General features: G+C 70.6%; 13 protein-coding genes. 1 reads left to right on the top strand and 12 read right to left on the bottom strand.

Annotated features, from left to right (window positions below):
• Positions 1 to 7: 7 nt before the first annotated feature.
• The 12 genes from Ato02nite_RS35410 to Ato02nite_RS35355 all read right to left on the bottom strand — a co-directional run bounded on the left by Ato02nite_RS35410 (position 8) and on the right by Ato02nite_RS35355 (position 17581).
• Complete coding sequence (locus Ato02nite_RS35410; RefSeq protein ID WP_213011045.1) at positions 8 to 2923, bottom strand: TIR domain-containing protein; 2916 nt, start codon at positions 2921 to 2923, stop codon at positions 8 to 10.
• Positions 2920 to 5943: a TIR domain-containing protein gene (locus Ato02nite_RS35405; protein WP_213011044.1), complete on the bottom strand. Its 3024-nt coding sequence runs from the start codon at positions 5941 to 5943 to the stop codon at positions 2920 to 2922. The genes Ato02nite_RS35410 and Ato02nite_RS35405 overlap by 4 nt, the downstream gene beginning before the upstream one ends.
• 83 nt (positions 5944 to 6026) lie before the next feature.
• Positions 6027 to 9008: a hypothetical protein gene (locus tag Ato02nite_RS35400; RefSeq protein ID WP_213011043.1), complete on the bottom strand. Its 2982-nt coding sequence runs from the start codon at positions 9006 to 9008 to the stop codon at positions 6027 to 6029.
• 56 nt (positions 9009 to 9064) lie between these two features.
• On the bottom strand, positions 9065 to 9661 hold the full coding sequence (locus Ato02nite_RS35395) for a carboxypeptidase-like regulatory domain-containing protein (protein WP_213011042.1): 597 nt from the start codon (positions 9659 to 9661) through the stop codon (positions 9065 to 9067).
• 110 nt (positions 9662 to 9771) lie between these two features.
• Positions 9772 to 10830 carry a lysylphosphatidylglycerol synthase transmembrane domain-containing protein gene (locus Ato02nite_RS35390; protein WP_246607862.1) on the bottom strand — a complete coding sequence of 353 codons (1059 nt, stop codon included), beginning with the start codon at positions 10828 to 10830 and terminating at the stop codon, positions 9772 to 9774.
• A gap of 48 nt (positions 10831 to 10878) precedes the next feature.
• A complete protein-coding gene (locus Ato02nite_RS35385) occupies positions 10879 to 11400 on the bottom strand; it encodes a hypothetical protein (RefSeq protein WP_213011041.1) in 522 nt (173 codons plus the stop codon).
• Positions 11401 to 11489: 89 nt separating this feature from the next.
• Complete coding sequence (locus Ato02nite_RS35380; RefSeq protein ID WP_213011040.1) at positions 11490 to 12668, bottom strand: glycosyl hydrolase; 1179 nt, start codon at positions 12666 to 12668, stop codon at positions 11490 to 11492.
• 38 nt (positions 12669 to 12706) lie between these two features.
• Entirely contained in the window at positions 12707 to 13585 is an 879-nt protein-coding gene (locus Ato02nite_RS35375; protein WP_213011039.1) for a carbohydrate ABC transporter permease, read from the bottom strand.
• Positions 13582 to 14466, bottom strand: coding sequence for a carbohydrate ABC transporter permease (locus Ato02nite_RS35370; RefSeq protein WP_213011038.1), 885 nt, complete (start codon positions 14464 to 14466; stop codon positions 13582 to 13584). The genes Ato02nite_RS35375 and Ato02nite_RS35370 overlap by 4 nt, the downstream gene beginning before the upstream one ends.
• Positions 14466 to 15887, bottom strand: coding sequence for an N-acetylglucosamine/diacetylchitobiose ABC transporter substrate-binding protein (ngcE, locus tag Ato02nite_RS35365; protein ID WP_213011037.1), 1422 nt, complete (start codon positions 15885 to 15887; stop codon positions 14466 to 14468). Before ngcE ends, Ato02nite_RS35370 begins: the two co-directional genes overlap by 1 nt.
• A gap of 18 nt (positions 15888 to 15905) precedes the next feature.
• The gene (locus Ato02nite_RS35360) at positions 15906 to 16658 is read right to left on the bottom strand and encodes a sugar isomerase domain-containing protein (protein WP_213011036.1); all 753 of its coding nucleotides are present in this window, start codon (positions 16656 to 16658) and stop codon (positions 15906 to 15908) included.
• Positions 16655 to 17581, bottom strand: a complete 927-nt coding sequence (locus Ato02nite_RS35355; RefSeq protein WP_246607861.1) for a MurR/RpiR family transcriptional regulator — start codon at positions 17579 to 17581, stop codon at positions 16655 to 16657. The genes Ato02nite_RS35360 and Ato02nite_RS35355 overlap by 4 nt, the downstream gene beginning before the upstream one ends.
• An 86-nt stretch (positions 17582 to 17667) precedes the next feature.
• On the opposite strand from Ato02nite_RS35355, the gene Ato02nite_RS35350 reads away from it, so the two are divergent.
• Positions 17668 to 18579 carry an N-acetylglucosamine kinase gene (locus tag Ato02nite_RS35350; protein WP_213011034.1) on the top strand — a complete coding sequence of 304 codons (912 nt, stop codon included), beginning with the start codon at positions 17668 to 17670 and terminating at the stop codon, positions 18577 to 18579.
• Positions 18580 to 19887 lie beyond the last annotated feature (1308 nt).

Raw genomic sequence — 19887 nt, 5'->3', positions numbered from 1 at the left:
TCCGACCCTACTGCGTGATGCCCGCCAGCAGCCGGGCGAACGGATCAGGGTCACTACGACGGAAGTCGGCGGCCTGCCACTGCGACAGGAAACCGGCCGGCTCCCCGGTGTGGCCGGGGAGCAGCACCGGAATGATCCGCAGGTCACGACGGGCGGACTCGTTGACCAGCAGCTCCTCCTCCATCTTCTGCCACGTGCCCATCCCGTGCGGCCCGAGGAACACCGCCCCGGCCCGGACCTTCGCGATCTGCCGTTCGAGCTCGTTGCGCCACCGGGCGCCGGGAACGAGGTCGACCGGGGCGAACCAGGCCAGGACCCCGGCGGCCCGCAGCCGCTCGGCGATCCGGGCGACCAGGTTGTGGTCGGCCGTGTTGTAGGACAGGAACACGTCGAAGTCCTTGGTGACCTCCTTGCCGCGGATCGTCGCGGTGTTGGCGGCGGCGTCCCGGCCGGCGTCGGCGCTCGCGTTCATGTCCCGCACCGCGGAGGCGCTCGCGAGCCGGTCCTCCCGGTCCAGCAGCGAGATCCGCACCTGTTCGCAGTCCGCGCACAGCACGTCGGTGGCGCCACGCTCGAGCCGGCGCCGCACCGCCTCGGAGTCGACCCGGTAGCCGCACCCGGGGCAGCTGAAGATCCGCTCCCGCCGGACCGAGCGCGCCAGCGCCCGGGCGGTCAGGTGAGCGTGCACGTAGTCCTCGAACAGGAACCGGGTCTCCTCGCTGGCGTCCGCGTCGAAGAACACCGCCAGCTCACCCCGGCCTTCCTCCGGCTGCAAGACGCGAACCCCGCAGACCCCACCGACCTTCGCACGGTAGGTGCTTCCGTTGCGCCACATCTCCTTCTGGACGTACGCCGAGACCCGCGACAACCGCACGGCGAGGGTGGCGTAGATGGCGGTCACCGCACCGTCGAATCGGAACAGCACATCGGCCGCCTCCGGTTCCCCGTCAACCGGCCGGTCGGCAGTCAGTTGCGATGGGAAGACCAGGTCGACGCCGTCCTCGGCGACCTCGCGTTGCGCGAGGTCGTGCCGTAGCAGTTCCTCGATCACCGCAATAAGTAGCAGCCGCTCCTCTCGCCGCGCCAGCCGGCCGTCCTGGGGTATCGGGAACTGACCGGCAAGGGCACGGACCTCGGGCAGATAGCCGAGCCCGTCGGGCTGAGCGCGCGCCTCATCGATCAGCGAGGAGGCGTAGAAGTCCAGCATCTCCGGCTGAAGCAGCACGAAGTCGCCGAAAGACAGGCGGCGCACCACATCGCGCAACTCCAGAAGTCGCACACAGGCATCGAAGCTCGACCGCAGGCTGCCGCTGTCCGACACGGACGGCTCGTAGCGCCGGAAGTCGCGGTACAGGTCGTCGGCCGTGGCCAAGACCCGTCGGCTCTTCCGCTCGCGCAGGAGGAACTGTTTGATGGTTTCGAACAGTTCGGTGGAGACCGACAGTGGCAGAGAATCCCAGTCGATGGCCGCCCGGATCGCGTTGGCAAGTTCCCGGATCTGCCGTCCCTCCCGGGCGCTGGTCTGGAAGTAGCCGGTCAATGCCAACTCTTTGCAGATCGCCGCGATCCGCTTGTCACCGGCGGCCACCCCACCGCGGTCGGTGCGGGCAGCGACCAGGATGGCCGGTGCCGCGGTCTGCTGGTGCAGCGCCCGCGCCCAGTATCGGACCCCGGAGAACGGGTCGGTTTCGCTCCGCGCGTCGAAGACGACCAGTGCGGCGGCGGCCTCCGCCAGATGCAGCTGATGAATGAGCCGATAGCCGGACTGGCCGGCCATGTCCCACAGCAGCGTCTCCCGCCGCTCGCTACCACCGTCCGGTAGCGCGGCCTCCGTTTCCTCGAACGTGTATACCTGCCGAGCGTGGGTGGAATCGGTCGGCCGATACGGTTGGTTGCTCAATACCAACCCGAGACCGGATTTGCCGACTCCGGTCTCACCGACCAGCACCACCTTGGCATTGCGGTAGGTACGCGCACCGTGCGATTTGCTGCCCAGCAGGCGATTGGTGTCGACCTCGTAGATGTCGACACCGCGGATCCCGCCGGACCGATCCCAGATCGCCAGCAGCGAACCAGCCGGCGATGCGGTCAACCCCCTGCCCAGCTGCTGGTTACCGAGGTCGACCTGCATGACCGATTGCCAGGTGTCCGTCCGCCAGCAACGCAACGCAACAGCGTCGGCCGCATAAAGCAAGCGTCCGTCGGGCGAGAAGCTGACCGCGCTCCGGCCCCCGTCGCTCTGAACCTCGAGTTCGGCCAGCTGTCGTCCCTCCGAGTTCCAGACGTGCAGCAACGGAAAGTCCTGGTCGGCCGCGCCCAGCATGCGTCCGTCCCTCGACCAGACCATTCCACTGAAGGAGAGCCCTCGGCTGGTGATGGGTTTCGGTGCGATCTCGGCGTCCTCATGGATGAGAAAGGCACCGACAGCGGTCTGCACGGCAAACACCTCGCCCAGCGGCGACCAGGAAACCGTGTCGACGGGATGGTCGAGTTCCAGCCAGGACGCTCGGCTTCCGTCCGCCACCGACAGAAGCTTGATGGTGTGTGAACCGTCGCAAACGGCGAGGCGAGTGCCGCTCGGGGAGAACGAGAGAGCGAGAAGGTTGTCCGCGGCGACCCGCTCCTGCCAGACCGGCGAGCCCGAGCGCGAGATCCGATACAGCATCGCCCACTGTCCGTACACCACGGCAAACAGGTCGGGAGCGGTTGGAGACCACTCAACCCTGGGCCAGGCCGGGACGACGCCATGCTGCCAGCGCCAGGCGACCTGCCAGTTGCCATGGCGGAGTGCCCACACGGCCACGTCGCGGTTCGCCAGCGCGAGGCGGCTGCCGTCGAGCGACCACGAGCAGGACAGTGGCAAGGTAACGACGTCAGACAGTCGCGCGCGCCACCTCAGTGCCGGGTGCAGGTCGTCGGTCATCGCTGCGGCTCCCCGCTGATGGCCTGGACCAGGCGGTCGAACGGGGCCGGCCACGCCTCCCGGAAGTCGACCGCGTGCCACCGGCCCAGGAACATCGGCAGCGTGAACCCGGCCGGGGTGCCCGGCAGCAGGACCGGGATCACCTTCAGGTCCTCCCGGCGGGTCTGCTCGTCGACGATCGCCTCGGCTTCCAGGCGCTGCCATCGGCCCATCCCCTGCGGGCCCAGCAGGACTGCTGCCGCGCGTACCCCTCGGATCTGTTTTTCCAGTTCCTGCTGCCAGACCTGGCCGCCCTGCAGGGCGCGGGTGTCGAACCAGGGCAGCAGGCCCGCCTCGCGCAGGCCCTCGGCGATGCCGGCGACCGCCGGCCGTTCGGCCGAGTTGTAGGAGAGGAAGACGTCGTAGTCGCCGGCCGTCTCCTTGCCGCGGATGGTCGCCGTGGCCGCCGCACGGTCGCGGCCCAGGTCGGCGCTCTCGTTCATGCGTTCCACCGACTGCTGGACCGACCGGTCGAGGTGGTCCGCGCCGTCGAGGAAGACGATCTGGTGTTCGTCGCAGACCGGGCAGGTCATCGCGGTCGCGCCGCGGTCGAGGCGGCGGCGGACCATCTCGGCGTCCAGCCGGTAGGAGCAGCCGGGGCAGGTGAAGACGCGTTCGCGCCGGACCGTGCCGGGCAGGGCGTGCGCGGTGACGTGGGCCTGCACGTAGTCCTCGAAGATGATCCGGGTTTCCGCGCCGGCGGCCGCGTCGAAGAAGACGGTCAGCTCGCCGATGCCGTCGCCGGTCTCGCGGGCCCGCAGGCCGCAGACCCCGCCCGTCTTCGGGCGGTAGGTGCTGGCGTTGCGCCACATCTCGGCCCGCTGGTAGACGTGCGACAGCCGGACCGCGAGGGTGGCGTAGACGGTCGGGACGGAACCCTCGAAGCGCAGGATCACGTCGGCCTTGGTGTCGGCGGGCGCTTCCCCTTCGATCGTGAACTGGCTGGGGAAGACCAGGTCGATGCGGTTGTCGGTGGTCTCGCGCAGCGCCAGGTCGTGCCGCAGCAGCTCCTCGACGGTGGCGATGAGCAGCAGTTGCTCGTCGGCTCCGGCGAGCCGGCCGTCGTCGGGCATCGGGAAGCGGCCGGCGATGGCGTCCTCCCAGGAGAAATAGCCGAGACCGTCGGGCTGGCCGCGCGCCGCGTCGATCAGCGCCGAGGCGTACGCGTCGAGCAGCTCCGGCCGCAGCAGCACGAAGCCGCCGAAGCTGAGCCGCCGCAACAGGTCGCGTCCCTCCAGCAGCCGGATGCAGGTGTCGAAGCCGGCCCGCAGGTCGGGGTCGCCGGCCAGCCCCGGCTGCTGCCGGCTGAAGTCGCGGAACAGGTCGTCGGCGGTGGCCAGCACCCGGGAGCCGGCCTTCTCGGCGATCAGGAACCGTTTGATGGTCTCGAACAACAGATTGGAGATCGAGCGGGGCAGCGTGCCCCAGTTGATCGCCTCCCGGACGGCCTGGGCCAGCTCGGCGATCTGCCAGCCCTGCCGGGCGCTGGTCTCGAAGTAGCCGGTCAGCCCGAGTTCGGCGCAGAGGGCGTCGATCCGTTCGCGGCTGGCCGGGATGCCACCCCGGTCGACCCGGGCGGCGGCCAGGATGGCCGGTGGCGGGGTGCGGCCGGGCACGTCGGCCTGGCACTGCTTGAGGGCGCGCGTCCAGTAACGGACGGCGCCGAACGGGTCGGTCTCGCTGCGCGCGTCGAAGACGACGACGGCGGCCGCCGCCTCGGCCAGATGCAACTGGTGGATGAGGCGGTAACCGGGCTGGCCGGCCAGGTCCCAGAGCAGGATCTCGCGTTTCTCCGGGCCGCCGGGCTGGTCGACCTCACGCTCGTCGAAGGTGAACACCTGCCGGGCGTGACTGGAGTCGGTCGGCCGGTACGGCTGGCCGCTGAGCACCAGGCCGAGCCCCGACTTGCCGACGCCGGTGTCGCCGACCAGCACCACCTTGGCGTTGCGGTAGGTGCGGGAGGCGTCGGTGGGCTGGTCGGCCAGGAGCCGGTCGACGTCGATGTCGAACAGTTCGATGCCGTTGCGGTCGCTGTTGCGCCGGGCCAGGGCGTCGTGGCCGGGCACGGTGATCAGGCTGCCGTACGCCGCGTGGGTCTCGGCTATCGGGATGACGGCCACGCAGGCCCAGGTGTCGGTGCGCCAGCATCGGATGGTCCCGTCGATGCCGGTGGAGAACATGATCCGGCCGTCCGGGGTGAAGGCCGTGTCGTACACGTAGTCGCCGGTGTGGCCCTCGAGTTCGGCCTCGAGGACGCCGTCCACGGTGTTCCAGATGTGGATGGTGGGCCGGTTGCGGGCGGCGACCAGCCGGCGGCCGTCCGGCGACCAGCTCATCGCGATGGCCTTCGCGCCGTCTACCCCGCGGCCCGCCGTGGTCTCCCGGGCGAGGTGGTCGGCCGGGTGGATCTGCAGGGTCTCCTTGGCCGAGAGAACGGCCAGCCGGTCGCCGGTGGGCGCCCAGGCGATCATCTTCGGGCCCTGGGTGTACTCGAGCCGGTCGAGCTGTTCGCCGGTGTGCGTGTCGAACACGGCGAGCGCACCCTCGCGGGGCTTCGACCAGCTGTGCTCGCCCTGGATGACCGCGATCCGGTGGCCGTCCGGGGAGAACTCCATGGACGGCCAGACACCGCCGCTGGTGCGGTGCGGGACCGACCACATCGTTCCGGAGCCCCGGCCGTCACGGTCGAGCATCCGCATGGTGACGGTCTTGCCGTGGGCGTGCGCGAAGATCGCCGGGTTGCTGGGGTGCCAGCGGACGCCCCAGGACTTGACGTCGAGGAACCCGCCGACGGAGAACTCGGGCCGGAACTCGCCCGCCTCCGGGTTGACCCGCCACACCATCCCGAGGCCCGGTCCGGCGGTCGCGATCCGGGTGCCGTCCGGCGACCAGGCCGCCATCCAGGCCCCGGCGAGGTCTCCGCCCGCCGGCCGCAACTCGCGCCGGGTGACACCGGGTGGCAGGGCGGACGGCTTCCTCATGCGGCTCCTCGGTGGTCTCCTCGTTCTGGCGGACCGTAGTCGGCTCCGGCCTCGGAGTCGTATCCGTCATGTGGGTGATGCGGTCAGGTGTCGCCGCGGCCGACGAGCCCGAGCGCGGCGGTGGCGGCCGCGGTGGCGAGGATCCAGCCGGCCACCTGCAGGACGTCGGCCACTATCTGCATTGTCTCGCTGCGGTAGTGCCACGACGACTTCTGTCCGAGGTCGACGACCGGCACCAGCAGATCCATCGTGTACAGGCCGGGGCTGAACCGGCCGCAGTAGCCGGGCTGGTCGGCGACCGGGTCGGCGGCCGGCCGGACCACGCACTCGCTGGTGTTGCCCCGCGCGTCGACGACCGGCATCGGGTCGGGCCGCTCGGCCGGCGCGAGGAGGCCGAAGACCAGGAATCCGGCCAGCCACAGCCCGGCCAGCCAGTACAGCGCGAGCTGCAGCCGGTAGCCGTAGCCGACCGTGATCCGGTAGAGGAAACCGGCCACCGCGAGCGACCAGCGGCGGGCGCGGCGGGCCTCCGAGATGCGCTGCGCCCACTCGCGTTTGCGCATTTCGTACAGGATGCGGCGGGCCACCGAGTCGGCGCCGGTGGCCCGGTAGATGGCGGCCAGCTGCAGGTAGGGCTGGGACAGCTGCCCGGTGGGCAGGGCCACGTCGGTGCGCAGGGTCGACGGCGGCGGCAGGATCTTGGTGCTCTCGAACCGGCGGATCTGGGTGTGCCAGTCGGCGGTGCCGGGCCGGGCGTCCAGGTCGATGTGCACCTGATATTCGAGTCCGTGCAGGTCGAGGTGGGTGGCCTGCCACAGGTTGGCGTTGTCGGTGAACGAGATGACCACGGCCCGGGACATGTCCACGTTGCCACGCAACGGTTGGCCGGGCGCCACCACCAGGTCGGGGGTGCGCAGGCCGGCCAGGTCGAGCACGAGCAGGCCGGGGTCGGGCGGGTCGGCGGACCGCCGGCGGCGCCGGCGCTGTTCCGGCACCGGCGGCCGGGCATTGCGAGCCGCGTCGATCGCCGCCGGCGAGGCGTCCCGGCGGGCCTGCTCGGCGACGGCCCGCGCGGCCTCGAGACCGCTCGCGACCGCGGCCTCGGCCGCGTCGGCCCGCGCCGCGGCGATCATCAAGGCCCGATCGCGGGTGGCGGCCACGTCGCCGGGAGCGCTTGCCGACCTGTGTACGGCGAGAGCGCCCAGTACGACATCCTTGAGCCCCACCGACCGGCGCACCACGGCCCGCCGCAGGCGCACCATCCCCTCGGCCCGGGCACCGTCGAACCAGATGTCCCCGCCGATCTCGGCCGCCCCGCCGTCGACCGACGCCTCCGGCCGCCCGGCGGTGCGCAGGGTCTCCACCGCCATCTCGTTCCACCGCAGGTAGGAGCCGGTCAGGTCGACGTCGCCGGCGATCCGGGCGTCGGTGAGCCGCACCCCGCCGACCGCGTCGAGCCCGCCGAGGTAGAGGTCGGAGCAGCTGGTCGTGGACGCGTCCAGGGCGGGCCCCTCACCGGAGTCGATCTCGGCCTGGATGAACTGCACCGATCGGGAGATCCGCGCGCCGCGCAGCCCGACGACGCCCTCGGCGGTGAACGGCCGCCCGGCCGGGTTGCCCCGCACGGTCCCGGTGATCTCCGCACCGATCAGGTTGAGCACCGGGTCGAAACCCCGCGCGCCGGGCCGGAAGATGTGCTGGTCGGTGCGGCACGGCGCGCTGAGCCGGGCACCCGAGACGAACACCGACCCGGCGGTGACGTCGGCCAGCCGCAGCGATCCGCGGGCGGTGACCTCGCCGCAGTCGATGGTGCCGCCGACCCGGGCCCGGTGCAGGTTGAGGGCGTTGCCGCCCGGGTTGGCCAGGGTGGCCCGCTGCAGCAGCACGCTGTGCTGGATGCGGGCGTCCTGCAGGCAGATCTCGCCGGCGACGTCGGCGTCCGCGGCCGTCACGTGCCCGCGCACGACCACACCGTTGGCGACCACCGCGTACGCCTCGTCGGGGCGCCCCAGTGACGATCGGTCGAAGCGCAGGTCGCCGCCGATCTCGGCGCCGGACAGGCGCACGCTGCCGCGGGCGGTGAACCCGGCGTCGAGCTCGACATTCCCGCGCACCTCGGCCCGGTCGAGCACGATCAGGGCGGCCGGGTCGAACTCGGCGTCCCCGCTCGGCCCGGCCGGCCGGCGCAGGCCCGGCTCCGGCTCGACCGCGGTGAGCCGGCCCGCGCTGAGGTCGACGATCCCGCCGATGACGACCCCCGGCAGGTAGAGCCGCCCGGTCACGTCGAGCAGGTCGCCGGTGGTGCGATCGGAGCCGACCGGCCGGGCGTTGACCTCGCCGTGCACGATCGACCGGCGGGCCCGCTCGTGCCGCCGGTCGGCGCTGAGCGACCCGCCGACCCGCAGCTCGGGCCCGTTGAGCGCGGTCCCCGGCACCGGCCCCTCGGCGCCCGGGGCGGCCAGCCGGGAACTGTCCAGCTCGAGGTCGCCGCCGATCCGCGAGTTGGCCAGGTCGAACATGCCCTGGCAGTCGATCCGGGGCGCGCTGAGCATGCCGCCGATGGTGAGCCGCCGCATGCGCACCGGGCAGCCGCGCGGCACGACCGAGATGGCATCGGTGCGGTCCTCCGGCCCGAACGTCGACCCGTCGAGGTGCACCGACCCGCCGACCCGGGCGTCGGTGAAGTCGATGCCGGACCGGAACGACGACTCCTTGAGCCACACCTCGAGCGTGATCACGCAGTTGGCGGCGTCGACCCAGGCCGCCGTGGTGCGGTCGAGCTGCAGGCCGGGCAGCGACGCCTCGAGCAGGTTGAGCCCACCCCGCACGACACACTCGATGAGGGTGAGCTGCACCCCGAGCGTCGACCCGCGCAGATCGAGATCGCCGTCGATGGTGATGCCCTGCAGATGAAGCTGCCCGGTCGGGTGGTCCTCCGGCCCGGGCGGCTGCAGCACAGCCCGCCGCAGCGTCGCCGCGCCGATCACCCGGGGCCCGTCGACGACCGTCCCGTCGCGACTGGCCGCGACGAGCTCCCGGAAAAGCGTGCTGTCCCCCGCCGTCATGGGCGCCAATGTAACGGAACCCACCGACAGTTTTACCCAGCGTCAGAACGGCCCGGTCACCAGGGCTGGATCTCGACCGGCACGACGCTGTCCTCGACGACGTCGGCGAAGGCCATCTTGACCCCCTCGCCGGTGCCGCCGGTCGCCGTGACCAGGTAGCTGCCGATCGGGAGGCCGGTCAACGACACCGTGCCGGTGGTGGTGCAGCCGGTCTTCAGGTAGAGATCGCCGATGGCCTCGACGCAGAACTCCTGGACCGGGCCGGTGTCCGGCTCGACCAGGGTGACGTCGAGGCCGCCGGTCGCGAAGAGCGACTCGTCGACCACGGTGGTCCGGCCGTCGGCGACGGTGAACCAGGTCGCGGCGCTCTCCCGCGCGGCCCGCGGCACCCACTGGGTGGACATGGTCTCCGGGAAGTAGAAGCCGACGCGGTACCGCCCGGCCGGCAGGGGCGCGGCCGAGTAGTGGCCCGCCTCGTCGGTGAAGACCAGGGGCAACGTGTCGTTGTGCCCGGCCGAGGAGCTCAGCTGGACTCGGACACCCGCGACCGGATCACCCTTGGCCGTGGTGAGCGTGCCCTCGATCGTCCCGGTGCCGACCGGGGCGGCCTGGGCGGGAATCGGGGTGAGTGCGAGGCCGGCGACGACGGACACGACAAGAACGCGAAGACGAGAAGAAGTAGACATCGACGATCACGGTAGGTGCCGCACCGCCCCGGTCGCTGCCCCACGCGACCAAACCCCGCAAATCGGTCGCCGCAGTGTCAGGGGCGGGTGACGCGGCGGCGGGGGCGGGGGGTCGCGCGGGCGCTCAGGTCGTTGCGGCGGAGGAGCAGGGCGGCTGTGCCGCCGGCCGGCAGCAGGAGCCAGCAGGAGAGCAGGCGGTAGATCAGTACGGCGGCCGCGGCGGTGGCGGCCGTCGCGCCGGCTGCGGTCAGGCCCGCGACGAACGCGGTGTCGACCACTCCCACGCCGCCGGGAGTGAGCGGGACCTGGCGGACGATCTGCACGCCCAGGTAGATGCCGGCCAGCGTGGTTATCCCGACCGGGAGGCCCACCGCGCGGCAGGTGGCGGCCAGGCAGAGCAGGTCGGTCAGCCAGTTCAGCGCGAAGAACAGCAGGCCGGCGATCCAGTCGCGGGCGCGCAGCGAGGCGCCGGCCTGCCAGGCGTCGCGGGCCGAGGCCAGGATCGCGCGGATCCAGCGGATGACGCGACCGTTGCGGTGGGTGCCCAGCGTGACGGACGGCAGGCGGCGGCCGGCCAGAACGGCCACCGTGGTGAGCACGGCCAGGACGGCGACCACCGCGAGCGGGCGGGGGCTCAGCAGCAGAGTGGGGTTGCGACCGAGAACCGCCACGCCGCCGGCCACGTAGAGCAGGGCGAGCCCGCCGATCGAGGCCAGACCGGAGACGATCATCGAGGCGGCCGAGATCTCCTTGCTGGCGCCGCCGCGCTGGTACTCGCGCACCGCGTAGCCCGCCGAGACGGCGGCGCCGGCCGGCATCGAGATGGAGATGGCGGTGCGGGCCAGGGTGACCGCGGCGGCCCGGCGGGCCGTCAGGCGTACGCCCAGAGCGCGCATCAACTGCCGCTGCTGCCAGGCGAACGCGGCCAGTGACAGTGCCTGCAGCGCGGCGGCGAGGGTGACCCACCCGTAGTCGGCGCCGGTGAGCCCGGCGACGAACGCGCGCGGGTCGGGCAGCCGGCCCCACAGGCCCAGTGCGGCCAGCCCGAGCCCGGCCGCGAACAGCAGCGGCAGGCGCAGCCGCACCCACCACCGGCGCGCAGCCGCCGCCGGGGACTGTCGCTGGTCAGGGGGCACCTGGCGATCCTGGCAAACGAGGTCAAGATTGGGCTACCCCGTGTGACGTCAGTCGCCGGAGTAACCCCAGAAATACAGCTCGGAAGGGCGGCCGTACGCGTCGTGCAGGACCGCGCAGCGGCCGATGCCCCGGTAGGCGGCCAGGTCGGTGATCTTCTCGACGTGGTCGTTGGTCAGCTGAACCGTGCCGGCGGCCTCCATCGCCTCCTCGTCGGAGAGCGGGACGATGATGCCGTACTCGGGGTTGCCGTGTTCCTTGACCAGCGCCATGTACTCCTCGAAGGTCTCGTAGGAGTACGGCAGCCAGCCGTAGTTGGGCTGGTCGCCGTCGTCGAGGACCCGGTACATGTCGAGGATCGAGTGGGTGCCGGCCAGCCGGACCGTCTCCTCGGCCCACAGCTCGTCCTCGGTCTGCGGGCGGTTCGGGTAGTCGCGGGCCATCTTGCCGTCCTCGCCGGCCACCGCCCACCAGAACTCGCCGCTCTCGAAGACCTGCTGCCGCAAACCTACAAAAGCCGCATACCGGTCGGGCTGGTAGGGAACGTAATAGTCCCACCCCGAAGCGCCCAACGGATCCTCCTCAACGATCTTTTTCTCGCGGCACTGTACCGGGAGAGTGGGCGCGTCCACCCCTCTCCCCCGGCACAGATATTCGCGTTCTAGCAGCGGCCGAGATCCTGCCACTGTTCGGTCCAGCCGGGCTCGGAGCCCTGCGTCCAGTAGCGGGCCTTCCACAGGTGCTTACCCTGCCCGGACGGCGGGCCGCTCGGGTCGCCGTACCGGCTCTTCTCGTGCTTGACGAGGTTGCCGCCGGTGTAGACCGCGGAGAACTGCCACTCGGGCGCGCTCGAGCAGTCGGTGGCCGGCGGAGTGGTCGTCGGAGGCGTCGTTGTCGGGGTGGTGGTGGGCGGCGTGGTCGGCGTCGAACATCCGCCGGTCGCGTCGACCGTGTCGGTGAAGGCGCTGCCGGCGGACCGGTAGGCGGCCGCCTTCGCGGTCGCCGCCGACGGCGCGAGAACCTGATTCTTGGCGAACAACAGCCAGTCGACCTGCTGGATGTACGTCGACAGCCCGCCCGTGTGAGCGGCGGTGTCGATGAACCACAGGTTCCAGTTGATGGTCATCGTCTGACGTGGATAGAACTTGCCGGAGTGGTCGCCGACCTGCACCCCGTCGATGAAGTAGATCATGTGCCCGTTGGCGACCTGGACCACCAGGTCGTGCCACCCGTTGAAGCTCTGCCGCTGCTCGGAGTGCACGTTGTCGGCGTACCACGGGTCGTTGCGGTAGGTGTACCAGCTGGTCTGGTAGTTGATCGGCCCGGTCTCGCCCCACCCGCCGTTCGGCAGGTACTCGGAGATGTCCAGCTCGGAGTAGGTCGGGTCGAGGTCGCCGTTGAGCGGGCTGATGGTGAAGAAGGTTTCGTTGATGTGGTCGCCGTCGTTGCCGCTGACCGGTGCGTCGGTGAACCGGATCCGGCTGGCGTAGGTCCCGTCCAGGAACCGCTTCTGGGTGGAGTAGAGCTCGGCCTGGTTGGTGCCGGCGCCGGTGCCGTCGGTCGAGGCGGTCAGCTGCATGACCTGGTCGCCGTTCGACGACGGGAAGGTGATGCTGTTCGCCGACCAGGTCGCGCCGGGCACGCCCGGCCCGCCGGCATAGGTACGGGGTGTCCAGCCGTGCGAGGTGAGGGACGAATCGGACGACGACGCGTAGTGGAAGTCGTCGAAGAGATAGCCGCAGTCGGCGGCCGAGGCGGTGCCGGAGGTCAGGGCGACGACGCCCGAAGCGACCAGGCCCGCGATGGAGAGCGCAGCCAATCGACGCTTGTCGATCAACATGGGCAGACTCCTCCTCTTTCTCAATGGGGGATGGGGATTTACTTGACCGCGCCGGCGGTCATTCCGGCGCGGATGTGGCGCTGGAACGCGACGTAGGCGACGAGCACCGGCAGCATGGCGATGGTCAGGCCGGCGAACAGTCCGCCCCAGTCGCTGCGATACCCCTGGCTGACCGACAGGGCGGCCAGACCCTGCGCCAGGACGTACCGGTCCGGGTCGGGATTGAGAACCAGCGGCAGAAGGTACTGGTTCCAGAGCCCGAGGAAATTGAAGATGCCCACGGCGACCAGGCCGGGCCGGGCGAGCGGCAGCATGACGCGGAAGAACACCGCGGCGTGCGAGCAGCCGTCGAGGAAGGCGGCCTCGGCCAGCTCGGTGGGCAGGGTGCGGAAGAACGAATGCAGGAAGAAGACCGTGAAGGGTACGGCGTAAGCGGCGTAGACCAGGATCAGGCCGGGGTACGTGCCGAGCAGCCCGAGTCGCTGGACCACGAAGAACAGTGGCACCAGGGCGAGGAACACCGGGAAGAACATCGCCGCGACGAACGTGTAGTAGAGGAACCGGTTGCCCCGGAACTCGTAACGGGCCAGGGCGTACGCGACGAGTGCGCCCAGGAACATGGTGAGCAGCAGCGCCCCGCCCACGACGATGAGACTGTTCAGGAAATATCGGCCGATGCTGGCCCCGGTCCAGGCCCGCGCCCAGTTGTCGAAACGCGGCGTCGAGGGCAGCGACCAGGGCTCGTTGAGGATCTCGTCGTCCGACTTGACCGAGGACACCACCGCCCACAGCAGCGGGAGCGAGGTCACCACCGCCCAGCAGAGCATCGCCAGCTGCGGAAGCGGGTTCTTCCGGTTCGTGGCGGCGGGTGGGGCCGGCGCCAGCACCGGCGCGGGTCGCGAGCGCAGAAGTGTCATGCCAGCTCCAGCCGGTCGTTGCGCCCGGCGCGGAGAGCCAGGACCGCGAGGGTCAGGGTCGCGAAGAACAGAGCCACCCCCATCGCCGAGGCATAGCCGAACTTCCCGTAGGTGAAGGCGTTCCGGTACAGCGACAGGCCGATGACCTCGGTCGCGCCGTCCGGCCCGCCCGGCCCGACCGTCATGACCTGCACGACCGCGAAACCGTCGAGGGCCGCGATGCCGAGATAGACGAACGCGACCTGCACGGACTCCCGGACCAGCGGGACGGTGATCCGCCGGAACGTGGTCCACGACCCGGCCCCGTCGATCAGCGCGGCCTCGTACAGCTCGGCCGGGATGGCGTCGATGGCGGCCCGGAAGAGGACGACGTAGAACCCGACCGACGACCAGATCAGCACCGCCATCACCGCGGCGAGCGCGAACGCCGGGTCGGCCAGCCAGCTTTTCGTCAGGCCGCCGAGTCCGACCGCCCGCAGCCCCGAGTTGAGCAGGCCGGTGTTCGGGTTGTAGACGAAGCCCCACAGCACCGCGATGACGACCAGCGACAGCAGCTGCGGGAAGAAGTAGACGATCTGGTAGCCGGCCGACCCGCGCCGGGTCCGCAGCAACGAGGCGAGCCCGAGGCCGAGCGCGATCGTGGCGACCGGCACGACGACCAGCATCACCGCGTTGTTGCGGACCGCGTCGAGGAACAGGGAGTCGCCGCCGAGGCGGGCGTAATTGCCCGCCCCGACGAAATGCGCCTCGCCCGCCACACCGGTCCAATCGGTCAAGGACAGATAAAAGGCCTGGGCGTACGGCGAGAGAACGAAAACGACGTGCAGGACCAGCGCCGGCACCAGCGCACCGAGCAGGAACCGCCACCGGCCGTGCCGCATCAGCGCGTGTATTTCTGCACGGTCGAGTCCTTGGCGAGGGCGTCGGCGGCCTTCTGGATGCGGGTGGACCAGTCGGCCGGCGAGATGCGCTTGTTGACGAGTTCCCCGGTGGCGTCGTCGACGGCTTTGGCGAGCGGCGCGTACCACGTACGGAATCGGTAGGTGAACGTGCCGGAACCGGCCGCGGTGACCGCGTCGCGCACCGAGCCGAGCCCGCTGGAGAGGGTGAGCCCGTCGGTGGCCCCGGCCACCGCCGGCAGGGTGGAATTGGCTTCGGCGAAGGCCTTGGCCGACGCCTTGGAGAAGAGGATCCGCAGGTATTCCTGGCCGCCGGCCGGGTTCTTGGCCTTGGCCGGAACGAGGAAGGATTCGCTGGAAGCGGCCTGCACGGCGGCAAAGGGCTGCTTATCCGAAGCGGTCAGCGATGGGACGGCGCCCATGACCATGTCGAATCCGGCCGGTGCGACGCCCTTCTGTTCGCTCTCCAGCCACGAGCCGCTCGGAATGAACGCGGCCTTCCGCTGGCACCAGGCCGCCTGCGCCTCGGTGTGGGACAGCGCCTCCGACCCGCTCATGATGTAGCCCTGGCCGGCGAGTTCGGCGAACGCGGTGGCCGCCTGCACGAGCCCGTCCTGTTTCCAGGCGTTCGGCTGCAGATTGTCGACCGCCTTGATCAGGTCCAGCCCGCCGGTCTTGGCGGCCATGCTGAGCAGCGGATCGTTGATGTACTCCGGATATTTGCCCTGATAGGTCCAGGGCGCGACACCGGTCTTCTTGATGGTCGCGCACAGCGCGAGCATGTCCGCCCATGTCTGCGGATAGGCCCAGCCCTTCTCCGCGAAGAACGGCTTCGAATACCAGAGGCCCCAGACGGTGTACGTGAAATTCAGCGCGACCGTGGTTCCGGCGAACGTGCCGTCCTCGACGACGCCGGGAAGCAGCGTGTCGCGTACTTTCCGGCCGGGTTCGTCGAAGGCCGGCGCATCGAGAAGCGCGGCGAGATCGGACACCTGATTCGCGGCGACGAGGGTGGCGATATCGAGACGGCCGGCGCCGGTGTTGTCGACGACATCGGGCGGATTGCCGGCGACGAAGCGGGGCTGAATGGCCTCCCCGACCTTCTGCAACCCCTTGTGATCGACCTTGGCCTGCGGATATTTCGCCGTGTACTGGGCTTCCGCCTTGACGGCGTACTCATCGCCGTACCCTCCTTTGAAAACGACCACCTCGAGGGGCGCGTCGGCCTTGACCCCCAGGGGGTTGTCGGCGGTTTTCTCGCCGCCCGCGACGGCCTCGCCGTCGTCCTTCTTTCCGCCCGTCACGCAGGCGGAGAGAAGGGGTGCGGCAATGGCGGCCGTGGCCGCGGTCCGCAGCAGGCTTCTTCGGGTGGGGTACGGTCTGACCTGGGATTCGAGGTTCATTGGCGTGGGCCTTCTTCCCTATGCGGTACGCCGGATGCGCCCGGCGTACCGCGCTTCAAGGTGTGCGTTGTGTTCCTTGCCGCCGGGCACGTTGTCCGACAGGTAGACCGGCGGTGTCAGTCCGGCCGTGAGGAGGTTGGCGACCACCTCGGTGACGAGCTGCTGGGCGAGCAGTGCCGCCGTGATCGAGGAGACGGCCCCCACGGCCCCTCCGCCGGGAAGCGGGAGGGTGGCGTCGCCGTAGGGTGCGCCGTTGTCGAGCACGACGTCGGCGATGTCGCCGAGCTTGCGGCCGCTGGGGTGGCGGGAGTCGACGCCCGCCGAGTGCTGCGCCGAGGTGATCGCGACCAGGGCGTGGCCGCGTTCCTTGACCAGCAGCGCCATCTCGACGACGGCGCCGTTGATGCCGGAGTTGGAGGCGATGACGAACGCGTCGTCGGGTTTGATCGGGGCCAGTTCGTAGAGGCGGTGGGCGATCTCGGTTCTTCTTTCGATGGCCGGATCGGCGAGGTCCGCCATTTCCGAGCCGCCGTAGAGGACGATGTCCCGCAGGGCGATCCGGTTGGTGGGGACCAGGCCACCGGCCCGGCCGGCGATCTCCATGGCCAGGGCCTCCGAGTGCCCGCAGCCGAAGGCCTGGATCACTCCCCCGTTGCGTACGGTCTCGGTCAGGAGTTTTGCGGCTCTGTTCTTCTCGTCCTGCTGGCCGGTGCCGACTCTCATGATGACGGCCTGGAGCTGTCTCAGGTATTCGCTGCTGGTGACACTCACGCTGGTCCTTTCGGGCGGCCGCGCTTGCGGGACGGGATCTTCTCGGGCAGTCGGTGGGCGTCGACGGCCCGGACGGTCAGCTCGAGCGCCTCGGCGGTGCGCTCGTAGGTGCGCTGGGCGACCGCCACGTAGATGAGGTCGAGCACCAGCAGCTGCGAGTGCAGGGCGGAGAGCGCGGCCAGCCGGAACGTCGTCTCCTGCACGCTAGTGGTGAAGACGACGTCGGCGACCTCGGCCAGCGGCGAGCGGCCGAAGCTGGTCACCGCGACGGTGAGCGCACCGTGGTCGGCCGCCTCGGCCAGAGTCTCGATGACCTCGCGGGTGCGGCCGGAGTGCGACAGCCCGATCGCGACATCACCCGGCAGCAGCAGCGCGGCGTTGGTGAGCGCGGTGTGCGAGTCGGTGCGATGCCACACCGGGACCCGGATGCGTTCGAGCCGGAAAGCCATCTCGCGGGCCGCGGTGCCGCTGGACCCGAGCCCGAAGATCTCCACCCGCTTGGCCTCGGCGATCGTCGCGGCGACCCGCTCGACCGCGGTGACGTCGATCCCGGCCGCGGTCCCCTGGATGGCCCGGGTGTCGGCCGCGGTGACCACGTCGAGCACGTCGGTGAGCGGATCGTCGGGGGCGATGTCGCCGCTGATGTCGGTCTCCCAGCGGGCCTGCTCGGCCCGGCCGGTCTCGGTGGCGATGGCGACCCGCAGGTTGGCGTAGCCCTTGAAGCCGAGCGTGCGGCTGAACCGGGTGACGGTCGCCGTGCTGGTGCCGGACCGCTCGGCCAGGTCGACGATGCTGGCGTGGGCGGCCGTCTCCGGGTCGGCCAGGATCGTCTCGGCAATCCTGGCCAGAGCCTCCGGCATCTGCGACCCCTCGATGCGCAGCCGCCCGAGCAGCCCGCCGCTCTCACCCGTCACGTCGGTCATCCTTTTCATCGATTGCCGTTGCCGATGAAAATTACGACCGTTGGCGGGTCTAGTCAACAACTGTTAGCTATGTTTCGATCTGGCTCATGGATCTGGTGGTCGGGGTGGACGCCGGCGGCACCGCGTCCCGGGCCGTGGTGGCCACCCTGGACGGTGCGATAGTCGGACGGGGTGCGGCCGGGCCGGGAAATCCGCTGTCCGGCGGGGTGTCCGCGGCATCGGCCATCGGGGTGGCCCTGCGCTCCGCACTGTCCGGATGTGATCCGTCCAGAGTGGCCGGCGGCGTGCTCGGCGTAGCCGGCACCAGCGTCGTAACGAACCCGGTCATCGCCGACGCCTTCGAGGCCATGTGGTTTTCCCTCGGTCTGCGCTGCCCCATGCGGATCGTCGGCGACGTGGTAACCGCCTTCGCGGCCGGAACGCCGTCGCCATCCGGCGCCGCACTGATCGCCGGCACCGGGGCGGTGGCCGCCCGCCTGAATGACCACGCCGTGATCGCGGTCGCCGACGGCTTCGGCTGGCTGCTCGGCGACGAGGGCTCGGGCCGCTGGATGGGCTTGCAAGCCTTGCGGTCCGCTGTCCGCGATTGGCCATCCACACTGGCCGGCCTGGTCGCCGCCCACGCCGGAGTAACGTCGGCGGACGCCCTGATCCACTGGGCGCAGGGCCTGCCGTTCCCCGCCATCGACGGCCTGGCACCGGTGGTGTGCGCCGCGGCCCGGGCCGGCGACCCCGACGCCGAGCGAATCACCACGGCCGCCGCCGGCCAGCTCCTGGCCACCCTCGACCAGGTAGCCGAGCCGGGTGCGCCGGTGGTCCTGGCCGGCGGCCTGCTGGCGGCCGAGACGCCGGTGCGGGAGAGCGTGCTCGCGGCCCTACGGACCGGGCACGCAACCGTCGGGACCAGCACCGATCCGGCCGCCGCGGCAGCTTGGCTGGCGGCCCGCCCACTGAGCGCACTGAGCCCGCCGGCACTGCACACCGCCCTGCTCGGCTGACCGCTCGCGGACGGCGCCCGACAACACGCCCCGCGCCCGACAACCCTGTCGCAGACCCGCCCGGGCGAGCGCATGACTGATCTCCTGCCGATGACGCTTCCGCGCGGCCAGGAGATCCACGGCAGGATTAATCGCCGTCCAGGCCCGCTCGGCCGCCGAACGGCTGGTAGGCGACAATCTCACTTGCCGATATAAACGAGTCTGCCAGCCACCGATAACGCCGGCCGCAGTGCCCGAAACGAGATGATTTTTGGTTTTGCCAAACCGGAGGTCCGCGTATTCTTGCCGCCGTTCTGGTCGATTCCAGATGCGTCTCGGTGGGCGCGCCGGATTGATTCCTCAAGAAACGGCGCGTATTCCTCGCGATCCGAAGCACGACGCCTGCCGCGCCCGTCCGATGGTGCCGTGCCGGACAGAGCGGGCGAGGTGGGGACGGCGGCCCACGCCCGGTCGGCGCCGGTCGCCGGCAACTGCGGGTGACCGCCAAGGCTGGACCGCGAGGTGGCCTCGCTCTTCGCACGGTTCCACCTGCCGGACGTCCGCCCGGACGGTGGCGCCGGCCCGGACGGCGCCAGCAGCATCGCCTGCTGGCGCGAGCTGCGCACAAGCCTCGACCGGGCACACTGGCACTGGCGGAGCCGCGGATTCTGTTTGAGCGGGCGGACGCGCGAGGGTGGCCCCCTCGGGCCAGATCAGCGGCGGAACACTTTCGACAACGTCGTGCAGACCAAGCTCCCCGCAAGCGCGGGAACACCCGCCCGACCGGCACCGCTTGCACCCGTGACGCCGCTTGAGCCCCCACCGCCGACGCCGTTCATGCTCACGACGAAACTCTGCTGTCGACGGCGAATAATTGCGCGCTCTGGTCGGGTCGCGCATGGCAGCAACCTCAGACCTGCTAAAGAACTCCAGCTGCCGCATGCAGAAATCATCTCGCGGTCGGCAGGGCATGCGCCAATAGGTGATCATTACATTCAGAAGAGGGCGTTAAGTAAGTCTAATGGGCGCCGGGTCAGGGCATCGGATAAAGGCCTCGGTCCATTGGACGAGATCGTGGGACAGCGCCATGCGTGCCAAGATCTCGCGTCGACACAGCGAAGATCGAAGGCAGAGTTGGCTCGACTCCGCCCGAGGCCCGCAGCCGGGAGGCCGCGTCCGGGAAGCCCGCGGGCAGGAATCCGCAGCCAAGAGCCCGCCGCCAGAAGGCCCGTGCCCAGACGGCCCACGCCCAAAGGGCCGCGCCCAGAGGGCCAGCGACCGGGAGGCCCGCCCCAAGAAGGCCCACGCCCAGAAGGCCCGAGGCCAGAA

It is taken from the genome of Paractinoplanes toevensis (assembly GCF_018332695.1).
Classification (GTDB): domain Bacteria; phylum Actinomycetota; class Actinomycetes; order Mycobacteriales; family Micromonosporaceae; genus Actinoplanes; species Actinoplanes toevensis.
Note: the sequence above shows the minus strand (reverse complement) of the source record. Positions and strands in the feature narration are given on the sequence as shown.